The organism is Azoarcus sp. DN11, assembly GCF_003628555.1.
Taxonomy (GTDB): Bacteria; Pseudomonadota; Gammaproteobacteria; order Burkholderiales; family Rhodocyclaceae; genus Aromatoleum.
The window spans coordinates 3,986,498-4,004,497 of the sequence record NZ_CP021731.1 but is presented as its reverse complement, the minus strand read 5'-3'; the positions used below and the strand labels follow the sequence as shown (position 1 = coordinate 4,004,497).

The following is an 18,000-nucleotide window of genomic DNA, read 5'->3' as shown; positions in this document are numbered from 1 at the left end:
CAGGAACCCAATGCCATGAACTTCGAACGTGCCCGCTTCAACATGGTCGAGCAGCAAATCCGCCCCTGGGACGTGCTGGATATGGACGTCCTCGACCTCCTGATGACGGTCAAGCGCGAGGAATTCGTTCCTCCCGCCCACAAGACGCTTGCCTTCGCGGATGTCGAGATCCCGCTCGGCCTCGGTCAGACCATGCTCAAGCCCGTCGTCGAAGGCCGCATCCTGCAGGCGCTGCCGCTCAAGCGTTCGGATTCCGTGCTCGAGATCGGCACCGGCTCGGGCTACTTCGCGGCGCTGCTCGCGGCCCGCACCGACTGGGTGCGCTCCATCGAGATCGAGCCGGCGCTCGCGAAGTTCGCGGCCGATAACCTCAATCGCACCGGCGTCGAGAACGTCATCGTCGAAGAAGGCGACGCCGCCCGCGGCTGGAGCTGCCGCGCCCCGTACGACGTGATCGTCGTCTCCGGCGGCCTGCCGATGATGCCGCAGAGCCTGCTCGACCAGCTCAAGGTCGGCGGCCGCATGTTCGCCTTCGTCGGCGAGGCCCCGGTCATGGAAGCCCGCCTGATCACCCGCGTCTCGGAAGACCAGTACCAGACCGAAGACGTGTTCGAAACCGTCGTCCCGATGCTGAAGAACGTGCAGCCCAAGGACGGATTCCGCTTCTGAGGAGCCCCTGTATGCGACAGATGACCGCCCCCGAACTCGCCGAACGGCTTGCCGACCCCCAGGGGGACAGGCCGCTGCTGCTCGACGTGCGCGAGTCGGCCGAGTTCGCCATCTGTTGCATCGAAGGCTCGCTGCTGATGCCGATGGCGACCGTGCCGGCGCGCCAGACCGAGCTCGACCCGGACGACGAGATCGTCGTCATCTGTCACCACGGCGGGCGCAGCGCGCAGGTGTGCATGTTCCTCGAGCGCCAGGGGTTCTCGAAGGTCATCAACCTGGCGGGCGGCGTCGCCGCGTGGGCGGCCCAGGTCGATCCGACCATGCCGCAGTACTGACGCAACCGCGACCCGGTCCGGAGAAACCGATGAAGCGCGCGATCGCACTGAGCCTCGCCTCCCTGTTCTCGGCCACCGCCTGGTCGGCCGACCTGCTGCAGGTCTACCGCGACGCCGTCGCCAACGACGCCCGCTTCGCCGCCGCCCGTGCGCAGTACGAAGCGGGCCAGGAGCGTGTCGTGCAGGGCCGGGCCGGGCTGCTGCCGACCATCGGCGCGAACGCGAGCTCGACCTGGAACGACGTCGACACGCACAACCCGTTCTTCGGCACGCGCAGGTTCAACAGCAACGCCTGGGGCGTGCAGCTCACCCAGCCGCTCTTCCGCTGGCAGAACTGGATCCAGTACAAGCAGGGCGAACTGCAGACCGCGCTGGCCGAAGTCCAGCTCGGGCAGGCGCGCCACGACCTGATCCTGCGCGTCTCGCAGGCCTACTTCGACGTCCTCAACGCGCAGGATGCGCTCGCCGCGCAGTCGCAGCTCAAGAAGGCCGCTTCCGAACAGCGCGAGCTCGCCAAGGCGAGCTTCGAGGTCGGCACCGTCACCATCACCGATGTGCACGAAGCACAATCGCGCTTCGACCTCGCCTCCGCGCAGGAAATCGCCGCGCAGAACGACCTCGACGTGCGCCGCCAGACGCTCGTGCAGATCGTCGGCACCGACCCGTCGCCGCTCGCGGGCCTGCGTCCCGGCCTCACGCTGTCCCGCCCGCAGCCGGACAGCATCGCCGACTGGGCAACTGCCGCGGAGCAGGGCGCCTACGGCGTGCAGGCGCAGCAGATCACGCGCGAGATCGCCGTGCGCGAAGTCGAGCGCAACCGCGCCGGCCACTACCCCACGGTCGACGTCGTCGCCACGCACGGGCGCAACAGCGCCGGTTTCAGCACGAGCCTCGGCGGCGCCGCTTCGCGTTCCGACGCCAACACCATCGGCGTGCAGCTCAACGTCCCGCTCTACGCCGGCGGCGCCGTGTCGTCGCGCGAGCGCGAAGCCGCCGCCCTCAAGCTCAAGGCCGACGCCGACCTCGACGACGCCCGCCGCTCTGCCGCGCTCGCCGCGCGCCAGGCCTACCTCGGCGTCACCAGCGGCATGGCCCAGGTCAAGGCCCTCGAAGCCGCCCAGATCTCCTCGACCTCCGCCCTCGAAGCCAACCGCCTCGGCTACGAAGTCGGCGTGCGCATCAACATCGACGTCCTCAACGCCCAGTCCCAGCTCGCCGACACCCAACGCCAGCTCGCCCGCGCCCGCTACGACACCATCCTCGCCCAGCTCCGCCTCAAGGCCGCCGCCGGCACCCTCGGCGAAGAAGACGTCCAGGTCATCGACGCACTGCTGGCCGAGTGATTCAGGCGATAATGTCCACCGGCCGGATGCATGACGGAGGTCGCACAATGCCCAAGATTCTTTTTGTCCGCGCTGAATGGGACGCTGATGCAGGCGTATGGGTCGCCACATCCGATGACGTACCCGGTCTCGCAACCGAGGCAGAAACCCTTGAAGCCTTGTCGCTCAAGCTGGAAATCCTGGTCTCCGAGTTGCTCGATGCGAATGGCTACCCTGATGGCCCGGAAGTGCCCTTCGAGCTATTGGCACGGAAATTCTCCGTCGCTCACCGTGGTATTCGGTAGTGGGCGGAAATTTCGCCCCGGAGCCGGCTGTCGTTTCATCCGAGCGGGGAAGGGGGATCACGATATTTGGCATTCCCCGCATACCGGTATCCATTTCCCCGTCGACAGCAAGATCAAGTCGCGTCACACGGCGAATGCCGTCCTCAAGCAGGCTGGCCTGCCCAAACACTTCTGATCAATGAGCCGGCCCGAAGGGCTTGGGGCGAGTTGATCAGCGCAATTCAGCAACGTCGGCGCGCATCCGTGCCAGGTGGTCGAGCTTCCTGTAGATGATTTCCAGGTTCTCGCTCATTTCAGACGTACGCCGGTTGATTTTGCAATGCGATGGATCGGCTTGTCGCCGGATCCTACGATCAGGTCAATCTTCAGGTCGAACAACTCGGTGAGAGCTGCCCTGCAGCGAAGCTTCCGCATGACATCGTCCGAATCGGTTTCCACGTAAGGTCCACGTCGCCGCCACGCTGACCGTCGTCAGCGCGCGAACCGAACAACCAGATGCGCGCATCCTTGCCGTATTGCGAGGCAACGATGTCAGATGCGATGTGGGCTTTGTCGGCGGGAATTCGCATGAGGTTGTGCCCTCCTTGACTCCTTTGGACTATACAAATCGCCAGTGCAACCGTCAAACGGGCGTCACCGGTTCGACCGGCTCCGGTAGTGCTTTGGCAGGCCAGTCCTGAGCGAGCTCGAAAGACTTGAACGGCCTTGCCTCGCCTGCTCAAGGGCCGGCAGACAGCCGCTCCACGATCTGCATCGTCCGTGCCGTCGCCCCGCGATGCGCTGCAGCGAAATTCCGCCCCGCCTCGCCCGCCGCTCGACGCGCCGCCTCATCCCGCAATAGCGCCGCCGCGCTTCGCATCCCTTCGCCGATGTCGCCCGCGCGCAGCGCAGCCCCCGCCGCAATCGCCAACTCGGCCACCTGCGCGAAATTGAACGTATGCGGCCCCAGCACCACCGGCGTGCCCACCGCGCAGGCCTCGATCAGGTTCTGTCCGCCGAAGGGCAGCCAGCTCCCGCCAATCAGCGCCACGTCCGCAGCCGCGTAATAAGCAAACATCTCGCCCATCGAATCGCCCAGCCACACGCGCGTACCGGCGGCGACGGGCATCTCGTTCGAACGCCGCTGCACCTTGAATCCGCCCGCCTCGACCAGGCGTGCCACTTCGTCGAAGCGCTGCGGATGCCGCGGTACGAGCATCAGCACCGCCTCGCTCGGCGCGTGATCCCGGAACGCCTGCAGGATCAGCGCCTCCTCCCCCTCGCGCGTACTCGCCGCGAGCACCGTCGGCCGCCTGCCGATACGCTCCCGGAAGGCTTTTCCCCGCGCAATCAGCGCATCCGACGGTGCGATATCGAACTTGATGTTGCCAGTGACCTCCACTCCGTCCGCACCCAGGTCCGCGAGCCGCCGCGCGTCGGACTCCGTCTGCGCCCCGATCGCCGCCAGTGCGCCGAGCGTCATCCGCGTCAGCGTCGGCCAGCGCGCATAGCGCCGCGCGGAACGCTCCGACAGCCGCGCGTTCGCCAGAACCACGGGGACGCCGGTGTTGCGGCAGGCAGCGAGCAGGGTCGGCCACAGTTCCGTCTCCATCACGATGCCCGCCCGCGGCTGGAAGTGCCGTAGAAAGCGACGCACGAACGGACGCAGGTCGTAAGGCAGGTAGCAGCGCAGCACCCGCGTCTCCTTGCCGAAGAGCGCCTGCGATGTCTCCCGCCCCGTCGGCGTCATGTGCGTCACCAGCACCGAATGATCCGGCCAGCGTGCCAGCAGCGCCCGCACCACCGGCTCCGCCGCCCGCGTCTCGCCGACCGACACCGCATGCACCCAGATCACGGGCAACGGCGCGCGACATCCGTAGCGCCCGAAGCGCTCGCCGACGTGCTGCAGATACCCCGGCTGTTTCCGTCCGCGCCAGACCAGCCGCAACACCACGAAGGGCAGGGCGAGCAGCCACAAAAGCGCGTAAGGGAGGCGAGCAGGCATCGAAGGCGACGAAAAACCAAACGGCAAGTATATCGCTCTGCCAGGATGCGGCTTATCGCCGCGGCCCGCGGGCGGCCCTGCGATAGGAATTGCGCGAATTTCCCGACGAAAGATCGTCCCGCCCAGCCTATCGCCGTCCGCCACTTCCACGCATCGGCGCCCCCGCGTGCAGATCAGGGCGGGTCTTAATCATTTGTAACAAAGGTCCCGGCCATGCATGAGATAATCCGCGGATTATTTTCCCGCAACGGCAAGAAAGGCGTATGAAGATCCTCGTAACCGGCGCAGCCGGATTCATCGGCATGCACACCAGCGAGGTGCTCCTCGCCCGCGGCGACCAGGTAGTCGGCCTCGACAACCTCAACGACTACTACGACCCCCAGCTCAAGCTCGACCGCCTCGCGCGCCTCACGCCCCACCCGGCCTTCCGCTTCGTCAAGCTCGACGTCGCCGACCGCGCCGGCATGGAGCGCCTCTTCGCCGAAGAGAAATTCGACCGCGTCATCCACCTCGCCGCCCAGGCCGGCGTCCGTTACTCGCTGCAGAACCCGCACGCCTACATCGAGAGCAACGTCGTCGGCTTCACCAACATCCTCGAAGGCTGCCGCCGCAACAAGGTCGGCCACCTCGTCTATGCCAGCAGCTCCAGCGTCTACGGCGGCAACACCAGGATGCCGTTCTCCGAACATGACAACGTCGACCACCCCGTCAGCCTCTACGCCGCGACGAAAAAGGCCAACGAGCTGATGGCCCACACCTACAGCCACCTCTACGGCCTCCCCACCACCGGCCTGCGCTTCTTCACCGTCTACGGCCCCTGGGGCCGCCCCGACATGGCGCTCTTCCTCTTCACCAAAGCCATCCTCGAAGGCCGCCCGATCGACGTCTTCAACCACGGCAAGATGAAGCGCGACTTCACCTACATCGACGACATCGTCGAAGGCGTCATCCGCACCCTCGACCGCACCGCCGAACCCGACCCCACCTTCGACCCGCTCAATCCCGACCCTGGCCGTGGCGCCGCGCCCTACCGTGTCTTCAACATCGGCAACAACAACCCGGTCGAGCTAATGGCATTCATCGAGGCGATCGAGGCAGCCGTCGGGCGGAAGGCGGAGAAGAATTTTATGCCGCTGCAGGACGGGGATGTGCCGGCGACCTACGCCGATACGTCGGAACTTAACGTCTGGACGGGCTTTGCCCCGGCCACGAGCGTCGGTGAGGGGGTAGAGCGCTTCGCCAAATGGTACCGCGCCTACTATGAAACGTAATCTCTTATTACTTTCGGCTCATGGCGTCAATTTCGACGCAATGCAATAATCCCACGTTTTTTCGGGTGATTCAGTATCTCCGACATGTCGAGCTTCGGCGTACCCGAGCAATCGTACGCGTTTCATGTTTGTCGAGATTATGACGAAGAAATTTATTATCGAATCGAAATCGGCAATCGATATGGTGAACTCATGGTAACTCCCGTTATTCTCTCCGGCGGCTCAGGCACCCGTCTGTGGCCTCTCTCACGCGAGAAGCAGCCCAAGCAGCTGCTGGCCCTCTCGGGACCGCGCACAATGCTCCAGGAGACGGCCCTCAGGTTGGGAGGTTTCGCGGACGACCAGGACGGTTGTGACCCGACGATTGTCGTGTGCAACGCCGAGCATCGGTTCATGGCAGCCGAACAACTCAGGTCCTCTGGTGTTGCAGGGGCGCGTATCGTGCTTGAGCCGGTTGGTCGCAACACTGCCCCCGCGCTGACGCTGGCCGCTCTCGCGGCGTGTGCTGGTGGTGGCGATCCCATCCTTCTCGTGATGCCGGCGGATCACGTCGTCACCGATCGCGACGCGTTTCAGTTGTCCGTAACTGCAGGTTTGCCGGCCGCTCGCGCTGGCGCAGTGGTGACTTTCGGTATCGTCCCGTCCCGCCCGGAGACGGGTTATGGCTACATCCGCACAGGCGGCCGCCGCGACGACGGCGCCCTCAAGCTCGTTGCGTTCGTCGAAAAGCCCTCTGCCGATCGCGCGAGTGAATACGTTGCGTCGGGCCAATATCTTTGGAACAGCGGTCTATTCATGATGCGCGCCAGCGTCTGGCTCAAGGCGCTGGCGGCGCTCAATCCGAGAATGGCGCAGGCCTGCAGTACTTCGTTCGAACGGGCCGAACAGGACGCCGACTTTCTCCGCGTCGATGCTGATGCGTTCGCAGCATGCCCGTCCGACTCTATCGACTATGCGGTCATGGAGAAGCTCGCTGCTCACTCAGACCTCTGCATCGACGGCGTCGTCGTGCCGATGTCCGCGGGGTGGTCCGACGTCGGCGCCTGGGACGCGCTGTGGGACGTCATGGAGAAGGACGCCGCCGGCAACGCATCCCACGGAGACACCGTACTGGAAGGTTGCGAGAACAGCCTGCTGTACGGTGGCGCGCGGCTCATCGCCGGTGTCGGACTCAATAACGTCGTAGTCGTCGAAACGCCCGATGCGGTGCTGGTGGTCGACAAGTCGCGCACGCAGGACGTCAAGAAGATCGTCACCCGTCTCAAGACCGAAGGCCGCGCGCTCGCGGACTCACATCGCAAGATCTATCGCCCCTGGGGTTGGTACGACTCGATCGACTTCGGCGAGCGGTTCCAGGTTAAGCGCATCGTCGTTACACCCGGTGCAAAGTTGAGTCTGCAGATGCACCATCACCGTGCCGAGCACTGGATTGTCGTCAAGGGCACCGCCGAGGTCACCAACGGAGAAAAGGTATTTCTGATGTCGGAAAACGAATCGACCTACATCCCGCTCGGTCATGTGCACCGCCTCGCAAACCCCGGCAAGGTGCCGCTCGAAATCATTGAGGTCCAGTCAGGCACCTACCTCGGCGAGGACGACATCGTGCGTTTCGAGGATACCTACGGCCGCGCGCAGGACGAGGGTGAGAAGACATGAACGCAATGCTCAGAGCTCTGTGGAGTTATCGCGGCTTCATTCTTGGCAGTGTAAAACGGGAATTCCAGTCCAAATACCGCAACTCGATGCTGGGCGCCGTCTGGACTGTGCTCAATCCGCTGGCAATGATCCTCGTCTACACCGTGATCTTCGCCGAGGTCATGCGCGCCCGGCTCCCCGGCGTCGACAACGGCTTCGCCTACAGCATTTACCTGTGCGCGGGCCTTCTCACTTGGGGCCTGTTCGCTGAGATTATCGGACGCGGTCAGAACGTCTTTCTCGATAACGCGAACCTTTTGAAGAAGCTCAGCTTTCCGCGCATGTGCCTACCGGTAGTCATCATCCTGAGCGCACTGCTCAACTTTGCCATCGTTTTCGGCCTGTTCACTGTCTTCCTGCTGGTTTCCGGAAACTTTCCAGGCGATGCCTTTTGGGCGATGCTGCCCCTGCTGGCGATCCTCGTCCTTTTTTCGATTGGGCTGGGGGTCACGCTGGGCGTGCTCAACGTCTTCTTTCGCGACATCGGCCAGTTCTTCGGAATCTTCATCACCTTCTGGTTTTGGCTCACTCCGATTGTCTATCCGGCGACGGCCTTGCCTGAGGGAATTCGTGACGGCATGGTATGGAACCCGATGGCCGCGCTCATGAACAGTTTTCAGCAGGTCTTGACGGCGAACCGTTGGCCGCAGTGGGAAACCCTGTGGCCGGTATCCTCGCTGGCTCTTTTTTCTGTGCGACCGGGCTGGCGCTCTTCCGTCGCCATGCCGGCGAAATGGTGGATGAACTCTGATGGGTACCATCTCCGTAGTTAATCTTGGGAAGGCATACAAACAGTATCCCACGCGCTGGTCACGTTTGCTGGAGTGGATTACGCCTTCTCACAAACGGCACCATACCCTTAAATGGGTGCTTCGGGACGTTTCGTTCACAGTTAACGCAGGAGAGGCTGTAGGTATTCTCGGTATCAACGGAGCGGGGAAGAGCACTCTACTCAAGATGATCACGGGCACCACACAGCCTACCAGCGGTAGCATCCACGTCGCCGGACGCACTGCAGCGCTGCTCGAACTCGGCATGGGTTTCCATCCGGATTTCACAGGACGGCAGAATGTATTTATGGCAGGCCAGCTTCTCGGCCTCAGCATGGAAGAAATTACTCGGCTCATGCCGGAGATTGAAGCTTTTGCCGAAATCGGCAACTACCTCGACGAGCCGGTTCGTGTTTACTCCAGTGGCATGCAGATGCGGCTCGCCTTCAGCGTGGCGACCGCGCAAAGGCCAGACGTGCTCATCGTCGACGAAGCACTTTCAGTAGGAGATGCCTACTTTCAGCATAAGAGCTTCGATCGCATTCGTGAGTTTCGAAACCAAGGTACAACGTTGCTGATCGTTTCACATGATAAGGGTGCCATCCAATCCATCTGTGATCGCGCCATTCTGCTCAATGGAGGGCGTCTTGCAATGGAGGGGGAACCCGAAGCCGTCATTGACTACTACAACGCAATGCTCGCGGAGCGCGAAAATCAAACGGTACGACAGCATGTTATCGATTCGGGCAAGGTGCAAACGATCTCTGGTTCTGGCGAGGCGGCAATTATCGAAATTGACCTTCTCGATGAGAACAACGAACGCATCGAAGTCGTCAGTGTTGGTAAGCCGGTCAAACTGAAGGTGGTTGTCGAGGCCAAGGTGGCCATTCCGGAGCTCGTACTTGGCTACATGATAAAGGACAGATTTGGGCAACCTGTATTCGGCACCAACACTCACCATCTGAAGCGTAAGCTAACAGATGTTCCGGCTGGAGCCGTTACTACGTTCATGTTTGGGTTTCCAGCCAACCTGGGGCCAGGAACGTATTCAATCGCGGCCGCCCTGCACACCGCCGACACCCACATCGGCAAGAATTATGAGTGGAGAGACCTTGCGGTTGTTTTCAACGTCATCAACATTGACAAAGACCTATTTGTTGGCGCGGCGTGGCTTCCGCCGACAATGGAGTGCTATCGGTGAGCCGCGATTTTCCAGATTTTTTAAATATATAGACGGTCAATTCGTACTCGAAAGGCTGGATCAAATAGTGTCGTTTGACGGACCCGAGGATGGCGTGAGGCAAATATTGTGGGCAATTGATGCGCCGTCGGTTCGCGCGGCATTACTCCACACAGAATTTGCTTTTTGCTCGCGTCTACCCCTTGCGGTGCTGTCGGCCGGAATTCACTGTGCGATGATATGGAGTCCGACGGTTGCGCTTGTGAGTGGTTTACAGCAGATCTTCGCGGCTAACCGATTGCCACAATGGGGAATTTTCTGGTGGAGCGTAAGGTGCGGGATCTCGCGACGGCGCGAATTGCGGCTTTCCACGATTGCTGGAAGTTCATTTCCGAGATCCAGCTGCCCGAGGAGGGGCAGATTCTCGACATCAAGATATTCGACGAACTGAGAGCCTGAGATGAGTGAAAACGGTTTCTATCGCGCCTTTGAAGACCGGTATCGTGGTTCTCGCGAGTCCATCATAGATCGACTTGAAGTTTATCTCCCGTTTGTTGAGCCTCTCCGCGCAGTTTATCCCGAGTCGGCCGCCGTTGATCTTGGTTGCGGGCGCGGCGAGTGGCTCCAATTGATGAAGCAAAAGGGTTTTGATGCCGTCGGCGTCGATATCGAAGAAGGTATGCTGTCCGCGTGTTCCGGTCTAGGCTTGAAGACGGTCAAACAGGACGCGATCGCCTTCCTAAGAACGCTCGCTGGCGAATCGCAGTGCGTCGTTTCTGGCTTTCATTTTGTTGAACACCTACCGTTTGCCGATCTCCAGGTCTTGGTCGAAGAGGCTCTGCGTGTCCTGAAACCCGGCGGGCTTTTGATACTTGAGACGCCGAATCCAGAAAATGTCGCAGTGGGGACGACAAACTTTTACCTTGATCCTACCCATGAGCGGCCGATACCTCCCCTATTGCTTAAATTCCTGCCCGAGCATTACGGCTTTGCGCGAATCAAAATTGTGCGTCTTCAGGAACAACCTGCGTTGGTCGGCAAGGAAAGCGTAGACCTCATTGACGTGTTCTGCGGTGCAAGCCCGGATTATGCGATCGTGGCACAGAAATCCGCTGCGCCGCCGATCATGGCTGACTTCGACGAACCCTTTGCGCAATCGTACGGAATCGAACTCGACCAACTGGCGAATCGGTTCGATGCAAAGTTGGAGCGGCGGTTCGAGATGTTGGAGCAGAGATTTTCCAGCGCAGCGAGTGTGACGGATCACGTGGCGCGCGTGATAGACAGGTTTGCGGCTGCGGCGGATGAACTTGCAGCGCTAACAAACTTGGCACGCGAGTCTGAGAAGTTTGCGCTTGCGCAAGGCGTCGAACTTTCGCGTGTGCGCGAAGAGCTAGAGACGACAAAGCACGCGCATCAGGATGAGATTGTTCGGTTGACCGCTTGGGCGCGTGAGTCAGAGGCGTACGCACGTGCGCATGAGGATGAGCTATCGCGTGCGCGCGAAGAGCTAGAAGCGACGAAGCAAGCGCATGCAGAAGAGGTCGCAAGACTGACAGGTTCGGCGCGTGAGAGTGAGGTGCGCGCGAGTGCGCAAAGCGATGAGCTTAAATTGGTACGTCAAGAGCTAGAGACGATCGTACGTGTTCGGGAAGAAGAAGCAATTTCGCAGGGCAAGGAGATTCGTCGGCTTAGTGCCGAAATCGAGTCATTGACCGCCAAAATTGAAAAATATGCCAAGTTTTGGTTATTCAGGGTGCTTCGACCGCCAGTTGTGGAAGGGAGTGGAAGGGGGGGGCAGAATAGCTGACGTGCTATTTCGACCCCGATGGATTGAGTGATTATATAAATACTGTTGACAAATTCGATGACAAGAAAAGCCATCTTTACGATCGTTTCGAATAACTACCTGCATTTTGCGCGGACTTTGCTGCAGAGCGTTCGAGTAAACGAGCCAAATGCTGATCTCTTCTGCGTGATTGTCGATCGCGATATGGCACCGGCAGAGAATTTGCAAAACGAATTTGCATCAATTTCGCTCGAAAATATTGATCTGCCCGATCGGGAACGGTTTATTTTTCAGTATTCGATACTCGAGCTGAATACTGCAGTTAAACCTTGGGCGTTTGAGTTCCTTCTCCGGAAGGAGTATGGCTCGGTTACGTACATCGATCCGGATATCTTGCTGTATAGACCTTTGATAGAGGTATCCGAGTTCCACGAAGCAGGCGCGGACATAGTTGTAACTCCTCACCTTTTGGCCCCAATTTGCGACGATAAGAGCCCCTCTGAGCTCGATATCCGGAGAGCGGGAACTTATAATTTCGGCTTTTGCTCGCTAAAAAATTCGCAAAATAGTCATGCTTTTGTCAGTTGGTGGCAAGGAAAGCTCTTGCGTGAATGCGTGGTGGACCACGATCGCGGAATCTTTGTCGACCAAAGCTGGATTGATCTTGTGCCAGGTCTCTTTGATCGGGTTGCGATCTTGCGTCATCCGGGCTACAACGTTGCATATTGGAACTTGGCCCAGCGTAACGTAGTAAAGACTGCGAAAGGCCAGTGGGAGGTCGATGGAGAATCCCTCGTATTTTTTCATTACAGCGGATTCAATCCGGAGAAGCCGGAACGTTTTTCTAAGCATCAGAACCGTTTTACACTCTTTACACTCGGTCCGGCAAGGGAGTTGGCTGAAGCATATGCCTCGCGTGTGCTTGAGAATGGTGCAAAAAAGTATGCAAGGTTTCCTTACGCGTATGGTCGGTTCGCCGATGGCACCCCTGTACCCGAAATCTTTCGACGACTCTACAGGGAGGACGATGGACTTCGAGGTTTGATGGGCGATCATCCCTTCGAGCGCGCGGATGCCATGGTGCAGACTCCCACCGCTGCCGGTACGTCCGTTCAGCCAACATATGCGATGTTGGCTACGTGGAAGAGTCGCCCCGATCTTCAACGGGCATTCTCACTAAATGCCGCTTCGAGCATCAAGGATTTCTACCGTTGGTTCGCAGTGGAAGGGGAAACTTATTTTCCGCCTTCAGTCATCGGTTTTCACAGGGGAGTCGTATCGAAGTGGGATCAGGCTGAGGCGGGATCCGCTTTAGTAGGCAGAACGAGTACGGAGCATGTGGACCACGTTGGTGTTTATAGGGCTGAGAGGTTATTTAGAAACATGCTTGGACGCGAGCCTGACGCGAGCGCACTTAGGCACTACGCACGTCTTTGCCGATCTCGGATTGGGCTTGTTCGTGCGCTGGTGTCAATTGGATTGTCTTCGGAGAGCAAGCAGCACCCAAGGCTCGTCTCGAGGATCCTCCGAGCAAGTGGAGATCGCACTTCCGTCTTGCGTGGTCCGATTTTGCACGAAGCGAAATCTGTTTCAGTTCAATCTGGGCGTGTCGCGATACCTGCGTTCACTGGAATTTACCCGCCTGACTCTGATGCAAAAGAAGGTGGGTTTTGGGTTTCAGAGAGTGTGGCGGTTCCGCTTTGCGGGGAGCCAGGAGACCGGGTTGTAGTTACCGGCGCATACTTTCCAGAGTTCATTGCCAAGGCGTCCAGCGGCGCATCGATGCAACTGCAATTCATGGTCGGCGAGGAATTGTTACATCAATGTGTGTTAGATGCTGCTGGCGATTTTGAAATTCAGTTCTTTTTGCCGGCAGCTCAGAAAGGTCGTGCCGTTGCGCTTCGAGTCGAATCAGATAAGTCATTTATTCCTAGCCAGATCGGTCTGAATGGAGATGATCGACAGTTGGCGTGGCGCCTGAAAGGACTGAATATCGGTGACGTCAAATTATTTGACTGTTCCCGCCCAAAGTCCTACCTGTCTCCTGCCGAATACCGTCGTCCGCCCGGAGTGAATATCGTCGGGTACATTGCGGCAGAACTCGGAGTAGGCGAGGGCGCGCGATCCTTTGCAAGAGGTGCCGTTGGGGGAGGCATCCCGTATTCCGTGATCGACGTTGGCTACCAGAGCGAGAATATGCAGCGCGACAAGTCGGCGCTTGATGCTGCTGTCAGCGACAAGTTTCCGATTGATATCGTATATGTAAATGCGGATCAGACTCCGCGCACACTTGACTATCTCAGGCGAGTAGGCCACAAAAGCTCATTGCGGATTGGTTACTGGCATTGGGAGCAGCCGGAATTACCTTTGAGCTATTTGAATGCTTTTGAGGAATTAGCGGAGGTCTGGGTTCCGTCGGCCTTTGTGCAGGATGCCGTCGCCAAGATTTCGCCAGTTCCTGTCTTCAAGGTCCCGCATGTCATTGATTTCAAAACGACCACGGGCGTGACCAGGAAAGACTTCGGTTTGCCCGCGAATGGTTTTGCCGTGTTGCTCATGTACGATTTTCATTCGTACCAGTATCGAAAAAATCCCGAGGCGTCACTCGCCGCTTTTCGGCTGGCCGCAGCGAATCGCCAAGACGCCTTTCTCGTCGTAAAGACGATCAATGCTGATAAGTACCCTGAAAAGTACGCCGCGCTGAAGCAGAGCGTCGCCGACATAAAGAATGTGGTTTTTGTTGACCGGTTTCTTACGCGGCAGGAGGTGTACGATCTGGAAAGTGTTTGTGATTGCTTGATCTCTCTGCATCGAGCCGAAGGGTTCGGGCTTGGGCCGGCCGAGATGATGTATCTCGGGAAGCCGGTTATTGCAACGGGGTGGTCTGCCAATATGGAGTTCATGACTCCGATGAACTCTTTCCCTATCAATTACGAGCTAAAGACTCTTGAGCAAGCAGTGGGGGTCTATGAGCCTGGGCAGTTATGGGCAGAGGCGGACATCGAGCACGCAGCATCGGCTTTGACGCGCCTGCTGGACCAACCTACCCTGGTGCAGGAAGTCGGAAAACGCGCGGAGCAATCGATCCGTGCCCAACTTTCCGCGCAAGAAATCGGAAGACAATATCGTTCCCGCCTGATCCTCTTGGCGCAACGATATGGTCTGTAATCTCGGTCATTGGACATATTCATGAAAAATTGCCACTTCTTCCTACTCGCAGCCGTCGTCGTCGTCGCAGCCGGATGTGTCAAGGAACCACCTCCGGTCGTGGTTAGGCCGCTGCCTGGCGCCTGTAGCCTGGATGTCCCGGCAGCCGGCGCGGGCGTGAGCAAGGCCCAGGCTGTTCGTATCGAGGGCTGGGCCTTTAATACCTTGTCGCAGACCGTACCGAAGGAAGTCGAAATCATTTTCACGACGCAGGATGGGCGAACGAGCAAATCAGTTAAGGCGGAGCGCGACCTCAAGCGTCCCGACGTCGCCTCGATATTTAAGAATCCCACGCTCGAAGCGGCTGGCTATTCGGTCGACGTCACGCTGGGTGACCTACCCGAGGGGACTTACAGCGTGGCGGTTGCCCAAAAGGACGAGAATCGGATCTTGTTCTGCCAGACGCCTTCGGTCGTCCAGGTCGTGAATTGACTCGCGGCAGTTCTGTAACGCCACCGCCGAGTCGCTTCAGGTCGGATCGGCGATCTGAGTGCACAGCGTTAGGCGTGGCGCTGCTCGTCGCGGGATACGCGGATTCTGTGACCGCAGTTCCTGACGTTTATCGCTGAAGATAATTTATAGCAGAAGGTTCTAACATGATTTTGGTTACCGGCGGCGCCGGCTTCATCGGCGCCAACTTCGTGCTCGACTGGTGCATGACGCACAGCGAGCCCGTGCTCAACCTCGATAAGCTGACTTACGCCGGCAACCTGCAGAACCTGGCGAGCCTCCAGGGTAATGCGCGCCACGTCTTCGTGCGCGGCGACTTCGGCGACTTCAACCTGATCTCGCGCCTGCTCGCGGAGTACCGGCCTCGCGCCGTTGTGAACTTTGCCGCCGAGTCGCATGTCGACCGTTCGATTCATGGGCCGGAAGACTTCATCCAGACCAACATTGTTGGCACCTTCCGCTTGCTCGAGGCGGTGCGCGCCTACTGGAACGGTCGCGATGACGCAGACAAGTCCGCTTTCCGCTTCCTGCACGTGTCGACTGACGAGGTCTACGGCTCACTGACGCCCACCGAACCGGCCTTCACCGAGACCAACCGCTACGAGCCGAACAGCCCGTACTCGGCGTCCAAGGCCGCGTCGGATCACATTGCGCGCGCGTACCACCACACCTACGGACTGCCGGTGCTAAGTACGAACTGCTCGAACAACTACGGCCCTTACCACTTCCCGGAAAAGCTGATCCCGCTGGTCATCCACAACGCGCTGGCTGGCAAGGCCCTGCCGATCTACGGCGACGGCCGGCAGATTCGCGACTGGCTGTACGTCAAGGACCACTGCGGCGCCATTCGTGAGGTGCTTGCGCACGGCCGCGTGGGAGAAACCTACAACGTCGGCGGCTGGAACGAGAAGCCCAATATTGAGGTCGTCCAAACGCTGTGCGATATCCTCGACCGGCTGCGCCCGCGCGCCGACGGGGTGAGCTACCGGACGCAGATCACCTTCGTGAAGGACCGGCCGGGTCACGATCGGCGCTACGCGATCGACGCGAGCAAGCTCGAGCGCGAACTGGGTTGGAGGCCCGCCGAAACCTTCGAAACGGGCATCGAAAAAACCGTGCGATGGTACCTAGAGAACTCCGACTGGGTTGCCGGGGTGACCAGCGGCGCCTACCGCGACTGGGTGAGCAAGCAATACGAATGAAGAGTCTTTTGCTTGGAAAGGACGCCGAGGTCTGCAATGCAGAGCTGAGCGTGTCGATGCCGCCCGGCGTACTCGTTGCACTGGGTCGGTCGCTGCGTTTGCCGCTCGAAACGACCTTGACGATTCCGTTCGCGAGTCGTTCGACTCAGGTCACGCGCCAAGTCTGCTCGCGGTTCGATAGAAGTACGCTCCGCAGTTCCCCCGGCCTAGATCTCCTTCTCCTCACGATCTATGTGCGCTGTCTGGCGCGTGGGCCGGCACCCACTGCGACGCCTGAACTATTAGATATAGAAAAGTCATGATCATGAAACGTAAAGGCATTATTCTCGCCGGCGGCGCCGGAACTCGCCTGCATCCGGCGACCCTCGCGGTTTCGAAGCAGTTACTGCCGGTCTTCGATAAACCGATGATCTACTACCCGTTGAGCACGCTTATGCTGGCGGGCATCCGGGACATCCTGATCATCTCAACTCCGCAGGATACCCCGCGCTTCGCCCAGCTTCTCGGCGATGGCGCCCAGTGGGGGCTTAACTTGAGCTACGCAGTGCAGCCCTCGCCGGACGGCCTCGCGCAGGCTTTCATCATTGGCGAGCGGTTCATCGGCGACGATATCTCCGCCCTTGTCCTCGGCGACAACGTCTTTTATGGCCACGACTTTCACAAGCTGCTCGGCAGTGCTACGGCACGCACAGACGGCGCGTCTGTCTTCGCCTACCACGTGCATGACCCGGAGCGCTACGGAGTGGTCGAATTCAATGCGGCCGGCAAAGCGGTCAGTCTTGAGGAGAAGCCTGGGGCGCCGAAATCGAACTACGCGGTCACCGGCCTCTATTTTTACGACCGACAGGTGGTGGAATTGGCGAAAGCCCTTACGCCCTCGGCACGCGGCGAACTGGAGATCACCGACCTTAACCGGTGCTACCTTGAGCAGGGTTCTCTATCGGTCGAAATCATGGGCCGCGGCTATGCATGGCTTGATACAGGTACTCATGAGTCGATGCTCGAGGCTAGCCAGTTCATAGCCACGCTCGAAAAACGGCAGGGCCTGAAAGTGGCCTGCCCCGAGGAGATCGCCCTGCGCCAGAACTGGATAGACCGCGCGCAGCTTGAAAAGCTAGCCGCTCCATTAGCCAAGAACGGCTACGGCCAGTATTTGTTGCGCCTGCTCGGCGAACCCCTGCATTAAGGAGCCGACGATGAAGGTAACTGCGCTAGCGATTCCCGACGTCCTCATTCTGGAACCCCAGGTCTTTGGCGACGACCGAGGCTTCTTCTACGAGAGCTATAACCGGGAGAAATTTCGCGAAGCAACTGGAATGGATCCGGACTTCGTCCAGGACAACCACTCCCGCTCACAAAAGAACGTCCTGCGCGGTCTGCATTACCAGTTGCCGCCAAAGGCGCAGGGCAAGCTCGTGCGCGTTGTCGTCGGTGAAGTTTTCGATGTCGCGGTCGATATTCGAAGGAACTCGCCTACCTTCGGCAAGTGGGTCGGTGCGACCCTCTCGGCGCAAAACAAGATGCAGCTTTGGATTCCGCCCGGTTTCGCGCACGGTTTTGTGAGCCTCTCCGATGACGTCGAATTTCTCTACAAAACCACAGATTTTTACTCTCCGCAACACGATCGGTGCATCCAGTGGAATGATCCGACGATTGGCGTAGATTGGCCGATCAACGGTAGTCCAGTGTTGTCTGGCAAGGATCAGGAGGGGGTAGGGTTGTTCGAAGCCGATATATTTGTATTTGAGTAAGGTGGATGGGGACGCCGTCTTGCGCGTCGTAGCGGTGTTTTTTGCATCTAGTAGTCTGCTTCGCAAATCC

17 protein-coding genes are annotated in these 18,000 nt (G+C 59.4%); 15 read left to right on the top strand and 2 right to left on the bottom strand.

The features are described 5' to 3' along the window. Window positions 1-15 precede the first annotated feature (15 nt). From CDA09_RS18520 to CDA09_RS18505, 4 genes are read left to right on the top strand one after another with little or no spacing between them, the layout of a single operon-like run. Window positions 16-669, top strand: a complete 654-nt coding sequence (locus CDA09_RS18520; protein WP_121429996.1) for a protein-L-isoaspartate O-methyltransferase family protein — start codon at window positions 16-18, stop codon at window positions 667-669. A gap of 11 nt (window positions 670-680) precedes the next feature. Beyond that, window positions 681-1,004, top strand: a complete 324-nt coding sequence (locus CDA09_RS18515; RefSeq protein WP_121429995.1) for a rhodanese-like domain-containing protein — start codon at window positions 681-683, stop codon at window positions 1,002-1,004. Between the two features lie 29 nt (window positions 1,005-1,033). Continuing rightward, complete coding sequence (locus tag CDA09_RS18510; protein WP_121429994.1) at window positions 1,034-2,347, top strand: TolC family outer membrane protein; 1,314 nt, start codon at window positions 1,034-1,036, stop codon at window positions 2,345-2,347. 47 nt (window positions 2,348-2,394) lie between these two features. Further along, a complete protein-coding gene (locus tag CDA09_RS18505; protein ID WP_121429993.1) occupies window positions 2,395-2,631 on the top strand; it encodes a DUF1902 domain-containing protein in 237 nt (78 codons plus the stop codon). A 288-nt stretch (window positions 2,632-2,919) separates the two neighbouring features. On the opposite strand, the gene CDA09_RS23405 is transcribed toward CDA09_RS18505, so the two are convergent. Both CDA09_RS23405 and waaA read right to left on the bottom strand, forming a co-directional pair. Next, complete coding sequence (locus tag CDA09_RS23405; protein ID WP_164844440.1) at window positions 2,920-3,069, bottom strand: hypothetical protein; 150 nt, start codon at window positions 3,067-3,069, stop codon at window positions 2,920-2,922. Window positions 3,070-3,349: 280 nt separating this feature from the next. Then, complete coding sequence (gene waaA, locus CDA09_RS18495; protein WP_121429991.1) at window positions 3,350-4,615, bottom strand: lipid IV(A) 3-deoxy-D-manno-octulosonic acid transferase; 1,266 nt, start codon at window positions 4,613-4,615, stop codon at window positions 3,350-3,352. 263 nt (window positions 4,616-4,878) lie between these two features. Here waaA and CDA09_RS18490 point away from each other — a divergent pair, with 263 nt between their 5' ends. The 11 genes from CDA09_RS18490 (at window position 4,879) to rfbC (ending at window position 17,930) form a co-directional block, all read left to right on the top strand. Beyond that, window positions 4,879-5,886 (top strand): NAD-dependent epimerase, encoded by a 1,008-nt coding sequence (locus CDA09_RS18490; protein ID WP_121429990.1) that lies wholly within the window; start codon window positions 4,879-4,881, stop codon window positions 5,884-5,886. A 192-nt stretch (window positions 5,887-6,078) separates the two neighbouring features. Then, entirely contained in the window at window positions 6,079-7,542 is a 1,464-nt protein-coding gene (locus CDA09_RS18485) for a mannose-1-phosphate guanylyltransferase/mannose-6-phosphate isomerase (RefSeq protein ID WP_121429989.1), read from the top strand. Next, entirely contained in the window at window positions 7,539-8,354 is an 816-nt protein-coding gene (locus CDA09_RS18480; protein ID WP_286164231.1) for an ABC transporter permease, read from the top strand. The genes CDA09_RS18485 and CDA09_RS18480 overlap by 4 nt, the downstream gene beginning before the upstream one ends. Further along, window positions 8,332-9,552: an ABC transporter ATP-binding protein gene (locus CDA09_RS18475; RefSeq protein WP_121429988.1), complete on the top strand. Its 1,221-nt coding sequence runs from the start codon at window positions 8,332-8,334 to the stop codon at window positions 9,550-9,552. The genes CDA09_RS18480 and CDA09_RS18475 overlap by 23 nt, the downstream gene beginning before the upstream one ends. Window positions 9,553-9,837: 285 nt before the next feature. Further along, entirely contained in the window at window positions 9,838-9,990 is a 153-nt protein-coding gene (locus CDA09_RS23400; RefSeq protein WP_164844439.1) for a hypothetical protein, read from the top strand. 1 nt (window position 9,991) lies between these two features. Further along, window positions 9,992-11,341 (top strand): class I SAM-dependent methyltransferase, encoded by a 1,350-nt coding sequence (locus CDA09_RS18470; RefSeq protein ID WP_121429987.1) that lies wholly within the window; start codon window positions 9,992-9,994, stop codon window positions 11,339-11,341. A gap of 57 nt (window positions 11,342-11,398) precedes the next feature. Then, window positions 11,399-14,488: a glycosyltransferase gene (locus CDA09_RS18465; RefSeq protein ID WP_121429986.1), complete on the top strand. Its 3,090-nt coding sequence runs from the start codon at window positions 11,399-11,401 to the stop codon at window positions 14,486-14,488. A gap of 21 nt (window positions 14,489-14,509) precedes the next feature. Further along, a complete protein-coding gene (locus tag CDA09_RS18460; RefSeq protein ID WP_121429985.1) occupies window positions 14,510-14,959 on the top strand; it encodes an Ig-like domain-containing protein in 450 nt (149 codons plus the stop codon). A gap of 164 nt (window positions 14,960-15,123) precedes the next feature. Beyond that, window positions 15,124-16,179, top strand: coding sequence for a dTDP-glucose 4,6-dehydratase (gene rfbB / locus CDA09_RS18455; protein ID WP_121429984.1), 1,056 nt, complete (start codon window positions 15,124-15,126; stop codon window positions 16,177-16,179). Window positions 16,180-16,480: 301 nt separating this feature from the next. Further along, a complete protein-coding gene (gene rfbA / locus CDA09_RS18450; protein WP_286164494.1) occupies window positions 16,481-17,365 on the top strand; it encodes a glucose-1-phosphate thymidylyltransferase RfbA in 885 nt (294 codons plus the stop codon). A gap of 10 nt (window positions 17,366-17,375) precedes the next feature. Next, entirely contained in the window at window positions 17,376-17,930 is a 555-nt protein-coding gene (gene rfbC, locus CDA09_RS18445) for a dTDP-4-dehydrorhamnose 3,5-epimerase (RefSeq protein WP_121429983.1), read from the top strand. The last annotated feature ends 70 nt before the right edge of the window (window positions 17,931-18,000 follow it).